Source organism: Nocardia sp. NBC_01377 (assembly GCF_045040005.1).
In the GTDB taxonomy this organism is placed as follows: domain Bacteria; phylum Actinomycetota; class Actinomycetes; order Mycobacteriales; family Mycobacteriaceae; genus Nocardia; species Nocardia noduli.
The window spans coordinates 8,441,472-8,457,140 of sequence record NZ_CP109566.1 but is presented as its reverse complement, the minus strand read 5'-3'; the positions used below and the strand labels follow the sequence as shown (position 1 = coordinate 8,457,140).

Below are 15,669 nucleotides of genomic sequence, written 5' to 3'. Positions count from 1 at the left end.
TGACGCCCGGTATGTGGCAAACTCTGCGAGCAGCGAGCGCGTCCTGATGACGTTGCGTGTGCGGAAGGTGATGCGCGGGTTGGAGATCGCGATGGAATTGAATGCGATCGAGCGTCGAGTGGCGGTGGAACGCAGTACGGCACGGGACAGGACGGCCGAGAGCGAGCTGGCTCTCGCGGCCGCGCTGTGCGAACTGGCCAAGGCGCTGCTGGCGACCAGAACCAACGGCGCGCCGCGCGACCGCACCGCCGATGCGATCGCCCCGGCCCAGGAAGCTGTCGGTATCCGGCTGCATTGGCTCGCCGGTGGTCGGGTCACCGCACGGCATGCCGGTGATGTCCAGGAAGCGCTGCGCGTCTTCGAGCAAGCCACCCGCCAGACCGGGCACCGGGAACTCGCGGCGAGCACCATCCGCAATGCCTGCCACACTTATCGCCAGGTAGCGCAGGAATATCCGCACGTGGCGGGCACCTGCGCGGACGGCCTCGGTAAATGCGGAGTGTGGCTGGGCAGGCTCGACCAGAATTCCGCCGTCGCCGCCACCGCGGACGCGGCCCGTATCCGCGCAGAACTGGCCGGCGCGACCCCGGAACTCGCGGGGAAATATCTGGCCAGTCTGAGCACACTGTTGCGCACCCTGATGGTAGGACGTTCGCGCAAACAAGCGATTTCGATGTACCGGGAGCGGTACTCGTCGTTCACCCCGATGAGTTTGCAGATCCGTTTGCGCGCGTGCGCGGTCAAAGATCTCGATCTCACCCCGAAATCGTTGAACGCCCTGCTGGAACTGGAATGCCGGACACTGGAACAGGCGGGACGGCTGACCCAGCAGCAGATCCTACGTAAGACCTCGGGCGATCTGTCGACCGTCGAGGAGATCAACTGGCGGCTGGCCCTGGTCGGCATGCGCCCGTTGATGCCGGGATCGGATCCCGAACCGCCCTCGATGCCGGTGGAGATCGGGGCGACCTTCGGCGCACTCGGAGTACGCTGCCCCGACCGCGACGCGATCGCCAAACTCAAAGCCGCCATCACCGTGGCCTACGGGACCGACGATGTGCAGCCGGTCGACAACGCCACCTACGCGGCGGAGGCATCCGAGTCCGCGATCGGAGCGGCCGAACTGAATACCGCCGCCACCCTCGGCGAGGATGTCGTCGTCATCGAGATGTCCGACGGTGGCTGGGTCACCGTGATGAGCCTGAACTGGGAACTCACCCCCGTCGGCAAACATCCACTGGCCCTGCGGCTTTCGGAGTACTGGCCCGTCATCACGGTGAATGCCACCGAGAATCTGTCCTACGAACTGTGCCGCTACGACGGCGGCAAGCCGACCGAGTACGCGGCACTCGGCCGTCCGCCGGGTTCCGCCGCACTGGATGAACCGTTGCGGCCGTTGGATTTCGAATGGCTGTCGGCCTACGGCGCGCATTTCGCCACCGAGAACAAGTTGCGGGTCGCCTTCGGCAACACCAAGAGTTTCGCGAATCTCACCTATCTGCCGGAGTCGGGCATCCGCCAGATCCGCAAGACAGTGCCGCTGATCGACCACGATCACGTGCTGTACTTCCGCAAAAGCGCGCCCTGATCCGTCAAACCCGCGGCCGGATAGCGTGCCGCCGGAAGATCGCCCGGCCGTGTCGCTGATTTCTCCCCTCCGACTTGCGGGCTCGATTTTCGGCAGCGGCACCACGAACCCCGGCGGCCGGGACATCCGCCTGTGGTTGCAGCGCCACGGCTCAGCGGCGCCGTCACGGCACCGGTAGCAGCACCACGCCTTCGCAGAACCGGAGCCCAGCGGCAGCACCCGGCTCCGACGGTAGCTGCGGTGCCGTCTCCGGGGACGGCAATCTCGTGCCGGGCACCGCGGCGATCATGCAGGGGTGGGCGAAAATGTTTGCCAGTTCACATATCTACCCGATTGCACCAGGTAGAGCCGTGAGCTGTCGACAAGCTACGAAAGAGATGTCACCGGCCGGAAAGGCTACATTTCATTATTTCCCCCCGTTCGGACGCACTTCACGGCAACGCTTTTCGGTGTAAAGCACTATCGGCCCGAACTCAGGGACATGACATGCTCTCAGCACAGGACAGCGCATGCGAGTAGGCGGTCGGTTATTCATTTCGGCGGCGACAATAGCGTTACCCGAGGGATGTGAGGCACTCGCCGACGCCGTCGCAGCGGGTGTGATCACCGCGGAACTGGCCGCGTCATCGGATACCGAGAAGCTCCGGGTCGCCGAGACAGGGCAGACCGCGCTGTCGTTGGCCCTCATGGCCGCGCGAGAAGCTCTGGCGGACGCGGAGCTACCGGCAGCGGATATCGGGCTGCTCGCCCACGCCTGGATGGTCGATACCGCCGACGATTGGAAGTTCGCGCCCCGCCTGGCCCGACTGCTCGGAGCCAAGCACGCGATGGCCTCCAGCACCCGGCAGATGAGCAACGGCGGTGCTGTCGCCACCCAGTTCGCGCTCGCCCAACTACTCACCGAACCCAGGATCGACAACGCGCTCGTCGTCACCGCCGACGTCCTCGGCCCCGGCGCGACACAGCGCTGGCAACTCGGCGATTCCGGTGCCGCACTGTCCGATTCGGCGACCGCGCTGGTACTGAGCCGCACCTTCGGCTCGCTGTCGGTGCGGTCGATCGTCTCGCGCGGCTGCCCGGAACAGGAGGCGTCGTTCGTCGACGACGATCCGCTGCTGCACGCTTCCCCGTTCTCCGACACCTCCAACAGCGCCTTCTCCGGACCGTTCGCCTTCCGACTGCGCGGTCGCGTCCGCACCGCCATCCACCAGGCCCGCGAGGACGCCGATCTCGCCGAGAACGATCAGCGGCTCACCGTGACGGTGCTGCCCCGAGTCAATTCGACACTCATCGCGACCCTGACCGAGGGATTATTGCCGACCGAAGAGGTCGTCCATCTCTCGGCCGACACCGGCCATCTGTTCGCCGGTGACCTCACCGCGAACCTGAACCATCTACGAACCCGACGACCGCTCGCCGCAGGCGAATACGCGTTGCTGCTCAATATCGGACTGGGATTCACCGTCACAGCGATGATTGTGCGCGGCGAAGAGGAGGAACAAAGTGGCCGATAAGCCACGGACACTGGTCGAACTATCGGATTCGCTGCACCGCAGCGACCGCGCTATCACCTTCGCCGAGACCAATACCGTCCTGGCGCACCGGGATCTGCCCGCCACCACGCGTCCGGTCATACACGCTCTGCGCGCCGCGGGCGCCGGTCCCGGCGATGTGGTCGGCCTGCTGATGCCGACCAGCCCGCAATGGCTCGCCGGATTCTTCGGCGTCGTCGGCACCGGCGCGGCGGTCACCGCGCTGCCACTGCCGCCGATGGTGCTCGATCCCGTCCCGGTCGCCGAACATCTGGAACCGATCGTGCGGGCAGGCGGGTTGCGACATGTGCTCGCGGTCGGCATCGGACTCAAGGTCGCCGCGGCACTCGCGGCGCGGGTGCCCGGCCTGCTGGTGCTCGATATGGATCGGCTGCCGGAAGCCGAAGCGGACCCGGTTTCGGTCGCCGAGGACACGCTGGCCGTCGTGCAGTTCAGTTCGGGCAGCACCTCGCGTCCCAAGGGCGTGCGCCTGACCCACGGTCAGTTCCTCACGGGCGTGGACGCGATCAACACCCATATCACGACCACGGCCGATGATGTTCTGGTGCAGTGGGTTCCGCTGTTCCACGATATGGGCTTGGTCTCGCTCATGTGCTCGTTGCTCACCCCGAACGACGCGCATCTGTTCAACGCTCTCACCTTCATCAAGGATCCCGGTGCGATCCTGCGGCGCACCGCGGAGGCGGGCGGCACCATCACCAATGGCCCGAATTTCTCCTTCGACAAACTGATCGCCGCGGCGGCGACCACTTTCGGGGCCGAATCGGGCAAGCCGCTGTCGAAGTGGCGACTCGCGCTCAACGGCGCGGAACCGGTTCGCCCGCATACTGTTCGGGAATTCGCGCGCGTCTTCGGCCCGCTCGGTGTGCCGGAGACGACGATGTTCCCCGGCTACGGTATGGCGGAGGCGACGCTGGCGGTCACCCTGCCCCGCCCCGACACCGTCCCGCGCACCCTGACCGTCGACCGCAACGATCTGGTGCCGGGCAGGCCCTATCGGCTGGCAGCGCCCGATTCCCCGAACGCTCGGGATCTGGTCGGCGTCGGTGTCGCGGTACCGGGAATCTCGTTGCGCATCACCGGACTAGACGGTGTCGAACTGCCGGACGGGCATGTCGGCGAGATCCGGATCCAGGGCCCCGCGGTCACTTCCGGCTACCTGCGTGACGACGAGATCACCGCGGCCACCATCGAGGACGGCTGGTTGCGCACCGGCGACCTCGGCCTGCTGGAGAACGGTGAACTGATCATCGTCGGTCGGGTCAAGGAGATGATCGTGGTCCAGGGCCGCAATTTCTTCCCCGATGACGTCGAGGAGGCCGCGCGTCGGGTCCCCGGCGTCTACAAGGGCCATTGCGTCGCGGTGGCCGACTCCGATGCCGAACGCATGATCGTGGTGGCCGAGAGCGAACACGAGGCCGCGACACCGGAAGGCGACGCCGTCGTCGCCGATATCAGCAGCGCGGTATCGCGCACGCTGGCACTGTCCGCGGTGTCGGTACTGCTGGTGCCCGCGAAATCCCTTCCGCGCACGACGAGCGGCAAATGGCAACGAACGCTGGTCGCCGAACTCGCTCGCGCATACCTGTCCAGCCAGTCCCCCAGCACGCCCGTTGCTTAGAAAGTGAGTTCGTGATGACTCAGTCCCTGACCGAACAGACCACCGAAATCGCCAATGTGCTGCGCGAGGAGCTGGCCCGGCTGCTCGAATGCCGGCCCGAACAGGTCGATCTCGGCCTCCGACTCACCGAACTGCCCGGTGTCGACTCCATGCGCCTGGTACAGACCGTCGTCGCCTGCGAGAAGCACTGGAATATCGTCCTCGACGAGGACGAGCTGGTGGAGGTCCGCACCGGCGAGGATCTGCGTGATCTGATCGCCCACACCGTGGCAACGGCCTCCGCGTCGGCATGACAGCGCCCATCGACAGCGGCACGACCGCGACGAAGTTCCAGTTCCCCGACACCCCGGACCAGAACCGGTTCGAAGCGGTCTGCGAGAATCTGCGTGAGCTCGCACCGGTGGTCTGCGTCGATCTGCCGGATGGCCTGGAAGCCTGGGTCATCACCCGGTACGCCGACGGCAAACGCGCCTTCATGGATCCGAGGCTGGTGAAGGATCTGCGCAATCTCACCGATCCCTCGCACGGCCTCGGCGGCGCGCGGTACGCCGAGGATACTTTCGCCGTCGAAGGTCGCCACATGCTCAACAGCGACGGCGTCGAACACACGCGGCTGCGCAAAGCGGTGGGGTCCGAGCTGTCATCGGCGGCCATCGCGCGACGTCGACCCGAGATCGAACAGGTGTGCCGGGATCTCGTCCGCGATTTCCGCGACGAGCCCACCGCCGAACTGATGGACGCCTACGCCAGGCCGGTTCCGGAGATCGTCATGGCGCGGGTGCTCGGTATCGAGGACGATATCCTCCGCTCGGCGGCCGTGTTCAGCCGCAGGCTGGGCGAGCGGGCAGATCCGGCGGCACCGGATATGCGCAAGGCCTACCACGATCTGGTCGATATGATCGTCGACTGCACACGTAATCCCGGCGACGCACCTGAGGGTACCGTGCTCTCCGCCCTGCACCGGGCGCACGCGGCGAAGACGATCAGCCGTCGTGAACTCCTTTCGACGGTCTCCATGCTGCTCGGCGCCGGGATCTCCTCCACCGCCATCGCGATCGGCCACAGCGCATCGACCCTGCTCAGTAGCGCGAGCACATTACGCGGGCTGCTCGATGACGAGCGCGAAGCCGCGGTGCTGGTAGAGGAACTGCTCCGGCACCATCCGCCATTCCCGTTCTCCCCGTGGCGCTTCGCACGCGAAGCCGTCGAGGTGGCCGGGGTGACGATTCCCGCCGGTGCGGTCGTATTCGTGCTGCTGGCGGCGGTGAACCGCGACCCGGCGGTGATCGCCGACGCCACCGCCCTCGTACCCGACCGGCGGGATCGGGCAACACATCTCACCTTCGGCTACGGCCCGCATTTCTGCATCGGCGCGCACCTGGCCCGCACCGAGATCGCCGTCGCACTGTCTGTGCTCTTCGAGGAATTGCCGCACCTTCGGTTGGCCTCGACCGAAACACAGTGGTACGGACTCCTGTTCGACCGGACCCCGGCGACGCTGCCGGTCCTTACCGGAGCGATGTCATGACCTCCATGTTGCAGACCTCGTTCATGCAGGAATCGACCCGGATGGCGCGCGAGCACGGACCGGTGTTCAAACGTGAATTCTTCAACTTGGAATTCACATTCGTCACCGGCGCCGAACTCGTCGGCGAACTGTCCGATGACCGTCGGTTCGAGAAACACGTGCTGCCCGCGCTGGAAGTCGCCAGGCCCGCGATCGGCGACGGACTACTCACCGCCTACAACCACGAACCCAATTGGCGCAAAGCGCACGACCTGCTGATGCCCGCGTTCTCCCAGTCGGCCATGCGCATGTATCACCCGCTCATGCTCGATGTCTGCCGTCAGTTGATCGAGGCGTGGGATCGGGCGGCGGGCCACGAATCCGTGCACGTCACCGATTCGATGGCCAAGCTGACGCTGGAGGTCATCGGCCGAACCGGATTCGGCTACTCCTTCGGCTCTTTCGAGCGCGCCACAACCCATCCGTTCGTGGTCGCGCTCGAGGACGTGCTCAATCACGGTCAGCGCCTGGTCACCCGGCCGCCGATGGCGGGCGGTTTCCTCGGTAAGCGCGCGGCCGAACGCAACGAGGAGAATATCGCCTACCTCAACGGCATCGTCGACGAAGTGATGGCCAACCGCGTCGGCGGCGATCACGGGAACGATCTACTCGGACTCATGCTCGATTCCGATGTGCTCGACCCGGTCAACGTCCGCAATCAGGTGCTGACCTTCCTCGCGGCCGGGCACGAGACGACTTCGGCGGCAATGTCTTTCACGCTGTACTACCTGGCCGCCGATCCGGAGATCATGGATAGAGCGCGCACCGAGGTCGATTCGGTCATCGGCGACGCCGAACCCACCTTCGAACAGGTCGCCAAACTGCGCTACCTGCGGCGCGCCATCGACGAATCACTTCGGTTGTGGCCGACCGCGCCCGGCTATTCGCGGGTGGCCAAAGAGGACACGGTGCTCGGCGGAAAATACGAGATGCCGGCGGGCGAACCCTTCTTCGTCCTGCTGCCCGCCCTGCACCGGGACTGGGTCTGGGGCGACGAACCCGAGCGCTTCGATCCGGATCGCTTTCTGCCCGAACAGGTTCGATCCCGGCCCGGCCACGCCTTCAAACCGTTCGGGACCGGAATTCGCGCCTGCATCGGCCGCCAGTTCGCGCTGCACCAGATCGCGCTGGTCATGAGCAGGATCTTGCAACGCTACAACGCGACACTGCCCGCGGACTACCGGCTGCGCGCTTCGGAGGGACTGACGTTCTCCCCGATCGGGCTTACCCTCGACCTGACACCGCGTTAGCGAAATGAGGACGCAGACATGGCAGATCGCATCGAAGTCGACCCGACGGCATTGGAGAAGGCGGCATTCGTCACCGACGGTCTGGCGAAATCGGTCAAGGGTGTCGCCGACCGTCTGAGACAGCGTCTCGATGCCATCGAGATCCCGTCGACCGGACAGCCGTGGGGAAACGACAAGATGGGCAAGACGTTCGTCGAAGGTAAGAATCAGGACGGCTACGGTCCCGCGAAGACCAATACCTTCGGGGGCCTCGCCGGAATCCAGACCACCCTGGAGAAATTCGCCACGGGACAGGTCGACGCCGCGAAAACCTTGCGGAACGCGGAATCGGGGTCGACCTTCAACCTCACTCCGGGTAACAACGCGCACGGCGGTAGGCGGTCGGGACCGCCCAGTTCGCCGTAGCCCGCACCACGGGCGTACTGCGAGGGCACGGACATCATGTCCGTGCCCTCGTTCGTTATCCGCGAGCGCCCGCCGCACCCGATTCCAGGATGTCGAGGCACAGCGAATCGATCATGGACTCGCGAACATGCGGCAACGTGACGATATGCGCGCGCTCGCCTTCGGTGGCGAGATGATATTTGCGGCAGATGCTCTCGGCGGGCCGGTCGAAGACGACGATGATCGACTCCTCGTGCCGCATCGGATCCAACCCGGACGCGGCCAGGGCGGTCACCGCGTACGCGGCAGTCCTCAGCGAGCGCCTGGCATGCTGTTCCAGACCGGCGAATCCCTTATCGGACAGTGCGTACCACAACAGGACACTGGCCATCCCCGCACGGGAACAGCCGAGTGTGGCATCGGTCGCGCCGACGTACTCACCTTCGACCTCGGCGCGCACCAATTCCGCCCGGCACAATGCCAACGCGCACGGCACCGGCATTCCCAGCCCCTTGTGCATACTGATCGCCAGACTTCCGACCTCGGGCCTGGCGAACCCCCACTTCGCACCGTGCGCGGTGAACGGCACGACCAGCCCGCCCAGCGTGGCGTCCAGATGCACATAGAACCGACCCGTGGAACCGGCGGCGGCGGCGATGGCGTCGACATCGTCGATGGCACCGGTCATGGTGGTCCCCAGGGTCGCCACCACCACCGCGCCACGGCCCGCGTCGTGGCGGCAGACTTCGGCGAGCGCGTCGACATCCATTCGGCCCGACTCGTCACAGTCGACGACCACGAGTTCCCTTCGCATCAGCCGCGCCGCCTTGCGGACCGAGTAGTGTGCCGCACTGCTGCAATAGATCTTCGCTTCGGGTAGTAGCGCGCATCCCCGATCCAGTCCGAAGAGATTCGCCTCACTGCCACTCGCGCTGACATAACCGTAGGTGTGTTCGGGACGACCGTTCGCCAATTCCGTGATGGCGTCCACGACAGCGCATTCCATCGGTTTGGCGCTGATCGCTGCCTTCTCCGCACTCCTGGGATCACCCACATTGTTGACGAATATGTCGAGAAGTCCGCTCAGCTCGCTGAACGAGAAGTCCATATTGGCCGGGAACCCGAGGAAGTAGGGCTTATCCGCCCGCATTGCGGCGATGAAGGTGTCGATGCGGTCGCGAATCTCCCCGACCGGACGTGGGAAAGAACCGATGGCATAGTCGTCGGCCCCCACCCAGACCGACCCGCCCCCACTTCCGAGTTCAGCTGTCGTGTTCACCAGTTCTCCAGTTCTCCAGGCACTTTCGAGCTACCACAACGCGGTCAAGCTATCGCTGGTCGCCCGCCTGCCACTGGCCCACCGGTGAACCCGCAGTGAACTCTGCCGGTCGGTGCAGATGCCCGATCACCGACGACCATGCCGATCACGCACTACGGAATCAGCGCCGCGAGCGGGACGATGTCGGCCATCATGGCGTAGCCCGCGGCCCCAGGATGGATCGCATCAGGTGATCCGGTCTCTGGGCGCTGACGGTTTTCCGAAGTCTCGGTGAGTGCTCGATCGAAGTCGATGACGGTGACATCGGTCCGCGCACGAATCCAGGCGTTGAGCGCTTGCCTCTGATCATCGCCGAACGAGTCCGGCACCATATCCGCGAAGATCACCGTACGTGAGACACGAGGAACGTAAGTTCCCAGAAAAACCTTCAGCCCCGCGGCGTGCGCTGCGTCGATCAATTGTCGAAGCCCGGCCTGCACCTCGACGGCGGTCCGCCCGCAGAAGCGCACATCGTTGCCACCTTCGTTGATGATGACCGTTCGCACATTCGGCACAGCCAGGACGTCGCGAGCGAACCTGTCGAGCGCGGAACGGCCGAACAGTGGTTCCAGTTGGCTGCAAGGCAGCACCGAGTTGCCCCCGATCCCCGCATTCACCACCGAGACGGGCATGCCTGCCGCCTGAATACGGTCGGCCAGCCGGGCCGGGTAATCGGTGTTGGAGTCCGGCGTGGACAGGGTCCCCTCGGTGATGGAGTCACCGAAGGCCACGACCGTTGCCGCGGTAGCCGGGCTGTCGGCGTCGAGCCTGGTCAGGAACGGCACAAACGTGTTTACGGTGGGGAACTCGGCACCGGTGGTGTCTCCCGCTCGGTCACCCGCGCCGGGCGCGGTGCCATAACTGGTCTTGCTGAAAGCAGTGACGCCGCTGCCGGTCACCTGCGGAACAATAGACGGCACATGATAGGAAACCGCGAGATCCTGGCCGAAGGCGAAATCGATCGCCACGGCGTCGCTGAGTACCGACGCGCCGGCGGCCACGACGACCTCCCTCGCACCGCCGAACGTCACGGTTACCGCCGTGCCAGGCCGTATCCCAGCGTCGGAGGCCCTGATGGCAACCGAGGCGGCGCGGAAGGTCACCGGTGCGATGCCGTACTCGTTGGATAGGGTGATCCGTGCGGCCCGCCCGCTTATCGATGGATGCACGATCGTACGGAACGACTGGTCGGACACGGGAGGGTAGGTCGCCCCCGACGGTGCTGATTGCCAAGCCCCCGACCAGATTCGGCTGATTCCGGGATCCGCGGCCACGATACCTGTGAATGAGGCCGCCGCCGCCACGACGACGAGAGCGGCGCACATACCGGCACGGACCGCGTGACGCATCGCGCGTCCACTCAGGCTGTGCGCGTTGCGCTTCGGGAATGTCGAAATCATTCGGTTTCCTCTTCGGTTCGATGTGCGGAACAACCGCATCGACATTGCTGAGCGCGACTCGGTACCGGGCCGAGGTCGACTTCGAGCAGCGACGTCGTCAACCCTGACACCCATCGGGGAAACCGGCGGCGCAGTCGTCGAACCCCGACCGAACCGCAGGGCTTCCGAGTCCTACGGTCGGGTTCACAAGTTCTCCAGGCACTTTCGAGCTACCGCAACGCGGTCACGTTATCGGTGATCGCCTGCCTGTGAATTGCCAGCAGGTGCACCAGCGGTGAACACTGTCGGTACCCGAAAGCGCCGCTCCGCAGCGCGGACGACGGTCGGGATATAATCAACAGCGTGGCCATGGGAGATCTGGTGATGGCCGGGTTTGCAGAACTCGGATTCAATCGCTACGCGGGAATGTAGGCATAGATTTCGCAGCGGGCCGCAATGTCGTATCGATCGATCCAGGTTCCGAACACCCCAACCAGAACGGTGATCTGCACGCCCGCTGCTGTTCGGCCTCGCCGAGACCGCGGCGATGGGCGCAGCCCTCTCCACATCGGTGACCTACTGAATGAGACCTTCGTCGTGGCCAGGGGCGGCAAAATCGACTACCTCGCCCGGGCGAGGCCTGATCACGGACCGTTCCTCGCGACATCGGAACTCGCCACAGACCTCGTAGGGCAAGTGCGTAGCGACATCGTGGCCCGGACACCGATCGAGTTCGACGTTCCGGTGCGAATCACCGACTGTACCGAGAAGCTCGTCGCGGACGCGTCTTTTACCGCCGTGATCCGCCCACGCCGATCCCAACCTCACTCGTGATCCGGGCCGACTACCCATTCCCAATCAATATGCCCTGTTCAGACATCGAAGTCATGCACCCATGGGCGACCGCGCCACCGTAGCCCACACGCCTGCGCCTGATGCGGAGAACCGCGGGACGAATCCGGGAACACCGCTCCCTCCCAGGCGGTCGGGCACCCGGCCACGTGATCACCACCGGAACGCGTCAAGGCACGGACTCGACTAGTCCGTGCCTTGACGATGTGTTCAGTTGGGTGCGCCCACTACGGGCGCGGGCTCACCAGGAGCTCTTGTGCACGCCGGGGAGCTCGCCGCGGTGCGCCATTTCGCGCAGGCAGATGCGGCAGAGGCCGAACTTGCGGAAGACCGCGTGCGGGCGACCGCAGCGCTGGCAGCGGGTGTAGCCGCGGACCGCGAACTTCGGCTTGGCGTTGGCCTTGTTGACCAGTGCTTTCTTAGCCATGTGCTCAGTTCTCCTTGAACGGGAAGCCGAGGTGCTTGAGCAGGGCACGGCCTTCTTCGTTATTGGTCGCGGTGGTGACCACGGTGATGTCCATACCGCGCGGGCGGTCGATGGAGTCCACGTCGATCTCGTGGAACATCGACTGCTCGCTCAGGCCGAACGTGTAGTTGCCGTTGCCGTCGAACTGCTTCGGCGACAGGCCGCGGAAGTCGCGGATACGGGGCAGCGCGATGGAGACCAGGCGGTCGAGGAACTCCCACATGCGATCGCCACGCAGGGTGACCTTCGCGCCGATGGGCATACCCTCACGCAGCTTGAACTGCGCGATGGACTTGGTCGCCTTGCGGATCTCCGGCTTCTGACCGGTGATCAGCTCGAGATCCTTGACGGCGCCGTTGATCAGCTTCGCGTCACGGGCGGCGTCGCCGACACCCATGTTCACGACGACCTTGACCACGCCGGGGATCTGCATGACGTTGGCGTAGTTGAACTCGCCGTTCAGCGCGTCCTTGATCTCGGCGCGGTAGCGCGCCTTGAGCCGGGGCTGGGCAGGAGCGGAGCCTGCGGAGCTCCCGGATACAACAGTCTCGGAGGTGGTCATATCAGATGTCCTTCCCGTTCTTACGGGAGATCCGGACGCGCTTGCCGCTCTCCTCGTCGGTGCGGTAGCCGACGCGAGTCGGGTTGCCGTCCGAGTCGACGATCATCACGTTGGACACGTGGATCGGAGCTTCCTGGGTCACGATGCCGCCCGAGGAGGCGCCGCGCTGGTTGGCCGAATCCGCGACGTGCTTCTTGATCCGGTTCACGCCTTCGACGAGGACCTTGTTGTTCGCCGGGTAGGCCTGGATGACCTTGCCCTTGGCGCCCTTGTCCTTGCCCGCGATGACGAGAACGGTGTCACCCTTGTGCACCTTCATGTCAGAGCACCTCCGGAGCCAGCGAGACGATCTTCATGAACTTCTTGTCGCGCAGTTCGCGCCCGACCGGGCCGAAGATGCGGGTGCCGCGAGGATCGTTGTCCGGCTTGATCAGCACGGCCGCGTTCTCGTCGAACTTGATGTAGGAACCGTCCGGACGGCGGCGCTCCTTGACGGTGCGCACGATGACGGCCTTGACGACGTCACCCCGCTTGACGTTGCCACCGGGGATGGCGTCCTTGACAGTGGCGACGATGATGTCGCCGATTCCGGCATAGCGGCGCGACGAACCACCGAGAACGCGGATGCAAAGGATTTCCTTCGCTCCCGTGTTGTCGGCGACGCGCAGCCGCGACTCCTGCTGAATCACTTCAGCCTCCTTGACCTGGACGTATAAGCACGCCGGATTGCCGACCCGACGGGCATGGTCATGTCACCACCCGAACGCGCGCCTACCAGCGGTTTCATCGGATCCGAGCGGAAACTCGAACGCCGACCACTGGGGGTTCACGGCCGGATTGCGGGTACAGCTCCCGCAGGCAACCGGTCAAGCATAGGCGAAGCCCCAGGTCCGGCCAAAATCGGGGTCGGTCGGGAGCCGGTCGGTGGCCGCGAGCTGAGGTGGCGCTGTGAATTCGCGCCCGCCACCCGTCACCCCGGTAGCCTCGGTCCGAATACCGGCTGCCATTTCGTAACACGTGCGGCGTCGCCGCATCGGGGAGAGGATTCTCGTGACATCATCCGGTCGTCCGGTCCAACTGGATCGCCGTACCTTCCTGGTCGCGCTCGGTGTCGCCGCGCCCGCCGCCGCCTTCCTGGCTTCTTGTTCGACGGATTCGGACAACCAGCAGGTACGGCTGACCGGCGTCGACATGGGCGGTGCCGACAACGCGATCCGGCCGCAGGACGATCTGTACCGGCACGTCAACGGGACCTGGCTGCGCGACTACAAGCTGCCGCCGGACAAATCCACGGTCGGCGCGATCACCGAGGCGAACGACCGCACCCTCGACCAGCTGCGCGCGATCATCGAGGGCATCGAGAATCCGAAGTCGGGTACCCCGGAACAGCAGATTCGCGATCTCTACGACGCCAGGCTGGACACCGACGAGATCGAACGGCTCGGCATGACGCCGCTGGCCGATCTGTACGCCGCCATCGACGGCGCGACCACCAAGGCCGATCTGGCCAAGGTGATGGCGCAGCTGCCGATCGGCGGGCTGATCGGGATAGGCATCGGCATCGATCGGAAGAATTCGACGGCCTATATCCCGACCATCGGCCAATCCGGGCTCGGCCTCGGTGAGCAGTACTACCGCAAACCCGAATTCGCCACCCAGCTCGCGGGCTACAAGACGTATCTGGAGAAGATGGCCGCTGGCGCGGGATTCCCCGATCCGGTCGGCATGGCCCAGCGGGTGGTCGCGCTGGAGACCAGGATGGCGGCGGCGCACTGGGACAATGTCCGGCTGCGTAATACCGATGCTACCTACAACCCGATGAGCTGGGCCGAATTGGTCGCGCTCGCGCCCCAATTCGACTGGGAACCGTGGATGGCGGGCAATACCGACCGGCCGCGGGCGCTGTTCGAGCGTCTGGTCGTCGGGCAGCCGTCGTATGTCACGGCGGCGGGCCGGTTGTGGACGGAAGTCGATATCGCGCAGTGGCGTGAGTACCTGAAATTGCAGACGACCGCGTCGTTCGCGCGCTTCCTGCCCAAGGCCATCTCCGACGCCCGATTCGATTTCGTGGGCAGGGTGCTCAGCGGGCTGGAGGAACGCCCGGAACTGTGGAAGTCGGCGGTCGGCGTCGTCGACGACAATCTCGGCGATCAGCTCGGCAAACTGTATGTCGCCAAGCACTTCCCGCCCGCGGCGAAGGAGCGGGCCAAGGAGATGGTGGCCGACCTGATGGCCGCCTACAAGGACAATTTCACCCATTCCTCGTGGATGTCGCAGCCCACCCGCGACGCGTCGATCGCCAAACTCGACAAGATGAACGTGAAGATCGGCTACACGGACAAGTGGGACGACTACTCCAAGCTGGTCATCACGCCGGGCAAACTGGTCGAATCACTGCGCGCGGTCAATGTCTTCGAGTCGAAGCGGGCCTTCGACCGGCTCGGCAATCCGGTGGACAAGGCGGAGTGGTCGATGTCGCCGCAGACGGTGAACGCCTACTACTCCCCGACCAACAACGAGATCGTCTTTCCCGCCGCCTATCTGCAACCGCCGTTCTTCGACAAGGACGCCACCACCGCGGTCAATTTCGGCGCGGTGGGTGCGACGATCGGCCACGAGATCGGCCACGGCTTCGACGACCAGGGTTCCAAATACGACGGTGACGGCAATCGGCGCGACTGGTGGACCCCGGAGGATCTGCGCGCGTTCGAGGTGAAGACCGAACAGATCATCGGCCAGTACAACGCGCTGACCCCGGAGGGGCTCGATCCGGCCACCTATCACGTCGACGGGGCTCTCACGGTCGGCGAGAACCTGGCCGACCTGCGCGGATTGCAGATCGCGCTGGCCGCGTACCGGATCGCCGCGCGGCGCGAGGGCGTCGAACCGAACTACCGCGAGATGTTCCTCGCCCACGCGAGGGCATGGCGGGAGAAGCAGACCGACGAATACACCATCCAGTTGTTGCAGGACACTCACTCCCCCAACGAGTTCCGGTGCAACCAGGTGGTCCGCAACATCGCCGAGTTCTACACCACGTTCGGGGTGCTAGAGGCCGACAAGTTGTTCCTGCCCGCGGATCAGCGCGTCACGTTGTGAACCGCGTCCGGCGGCACGCCACGCGTGCCG

General features: G+C 65.1%; 14 protein-coding genes. 8 read left to right on the top strand and 6 right to left on the bottom strand.

What is annotated here, in order from left to right:
* The first annotated feature begins 46 nt into the window (after positions 1-46).
* From OG225_RS38775 to OG225_RS38745, 7 genes are all read left to right on the top strand, one after another.
* Positions 47-1,588: a hypothetical protein gene (locus tag OG225_RS38775; protein ID WP_405179605.1), complete on the top strand. Its 1,542-nt coding sequence runs from the start codon at positions 47-49 to the stop codon at positions 1,586-1,588.
* Between the two features lie 509 nt (positions 1,589-2,097).
* A complete protein-coding gene (locus OG225_RS38770) occupies positions 2,098-3,102 on the top strand; it encodes a 3-oxoacyl-[acyl-carrier-protein] synthase III C-terminal domain-containing protein (protein WP_405179604.1) in 1,005 nt (334 codons plus the stop codon).
* The gene (locus OG225_RS38765) at positions 3,092-4,762 is read left to right on the top strand and encodes an AMP-binding protein (RefSeq protein WP_405179603.1); all 1,671 of its coding nucleotides are present in this window, start codon (positions 3,092-3,094) and stop codon (positions 4,760-4,762) included. Before OG225_RS38770 ends, OG225_RS38765 begins: the two co-directional genes overlap by 11 nt.
* A 14-nt stretch (positions 4,763-4,776) precedes the next feature.
* The gene (locus OG225_RS38760) at positions 4,777-5,055 is read left to right on the top strand and encodes an acyl carrier protein (protein ID WP_405183508.1); all 279 of its coding nucleotides are present in this window, start codon (positions 4,777-4,779) and stop codon (positions 5,053-5,055) included.
* On the top strand, positions 5,052-6,290 hold the full coding sequence (locus OG225_RS38755; RefSeq protein ID WP_405179602.1) for a cytochrome P450: 1,239 nt from the start codon (positions 5,052-5,054) through the stop codon (positions 6,288-6,290). Before OG225_RS38760 ends, OG225_RS38755 begins: the two co-directional genes overlap by 4 nt.
* Positions 6,287-7,579: a cytochrome P450 gene (locus OG225_RS38750; protein WP_405179601.1), complete on the top strand. Its 1,293-nt coding sequence runs from the start codon at positions 6,287-6,289 to the stop codon at positions 7,577-7,579. Before OG225_RS38755 ends, OG225_RS38750 begins: the two co-directional genes overlap by 4 nt.
* A gap of 18 nt (positions 7,580-7,597) precedes the next feature.
* On the top strand, positions 7,598-7,984 hold the full coding sequence (locus tag OG225_RS38745) for a hypothetical protein (RefSeq protein ID WP_405179600.1): 387 nt from the start codon (positions 7,598-7,600) through the stop codon (positions 7,982-7,984).
* 55 nt (positions 7,985-8,039) lie between these two features.
* Here the strand turns inward: OG225_RS38745 and OG225_RS38740 are convergent, their stop codons facing one another.
* From OG225_RS38740 to rplN, 6 genes are all read right to left on the bottom strand, one after another.
* Positions 8,040-9,242, bottom strand: a complete 1,203-nt coding sequence (locus OG225_RS38740) for a histidine decarboxylase (protein ID WP_405179599.1) — start codon at positions 9,240-9,242, stop codon at positions 8,040-8,042.
* Positions 9,243-9,394: 152 nt separating this feature from the next.
* Complete coding sequence (locus OG225_RS38735; RefSeq protein WP_405179598.1) at positions 9,395-10,477, bottom strand: GDSL-type esterase/lipase family protein; 1,083 nt, start codon at positions 10,475-10,477, stop codon at positions 9,395-9,397.
* 1,276 nt (positions 10,478-11,753) lie between these two features.
* The gene (locus OG225_RS38730; protein ID WP_109525397.1) at positions 11,754-11,939 is read right to left on the bottom strand and encodes a type Z 30S ribosomal protein S14; all 186 of its coding nucleotides are present in this window, start codon (positions 11,937-11,939) and stop codon (positions 11,754-11,756) included.
* A gap of 4 nt (positions 11,940-11,943) precedes the next feature.
* Positions 11,944-12,540, bottom strand: a complete 597-nt coding sequence (rplE, locus tag OG225_RS38725; protein WP_405179597.1) for a 50S ribosomal protein L5 — start codon at positions 12,538-12,540, stop codon at positions 11,944-11,946.
* A gap of 1 nt (position 12,541) precedes the next feature.
* A complete protein-coding gene (rplX, locus tag OG225_RS38720) occupies positions 12,542-12,859 on the bottom strand; it encodes a 50S ribosomal protein L24 (protein ID WP_109525395.1) in 318 nt (105 codons plus the stop codon).
* 1 nt (position 12,860) lies between these two features.
* Positions 12,861-13,229 carry a 50S ribosomal protein L14 gene (gene rplN, locus OG225_RS38715; protein WP_109525394.1) on the bottom strand — a complete coding sequence of 123 codons (369 nt, stop codon included), beginning with the start codon at positions 13,227-13,229 and terminating at the stop codon, positions 12,861-12,863.
* Positions 13,230-13,590: 361 nt separating this feature from the next.
* On the opposite strand from rplN, the gene OG225_RS38710 reads away from it, so the two are divergent.
* The gene (locus OG225_RS38710) at positions 13,591-15,639 is read left to right on the top strand and encodes a M13 family metallopeptidase (RefSeq protein WP_405179596.1); all 2,049 of its coding nucleotides are present in this window, start codon (positions 13,591-13,593) and stop codon (positions 15,637-15,639) included.
* The last annotated feature ends 30 nt before the right edge of the window (positions 15,640-15,669 follow it).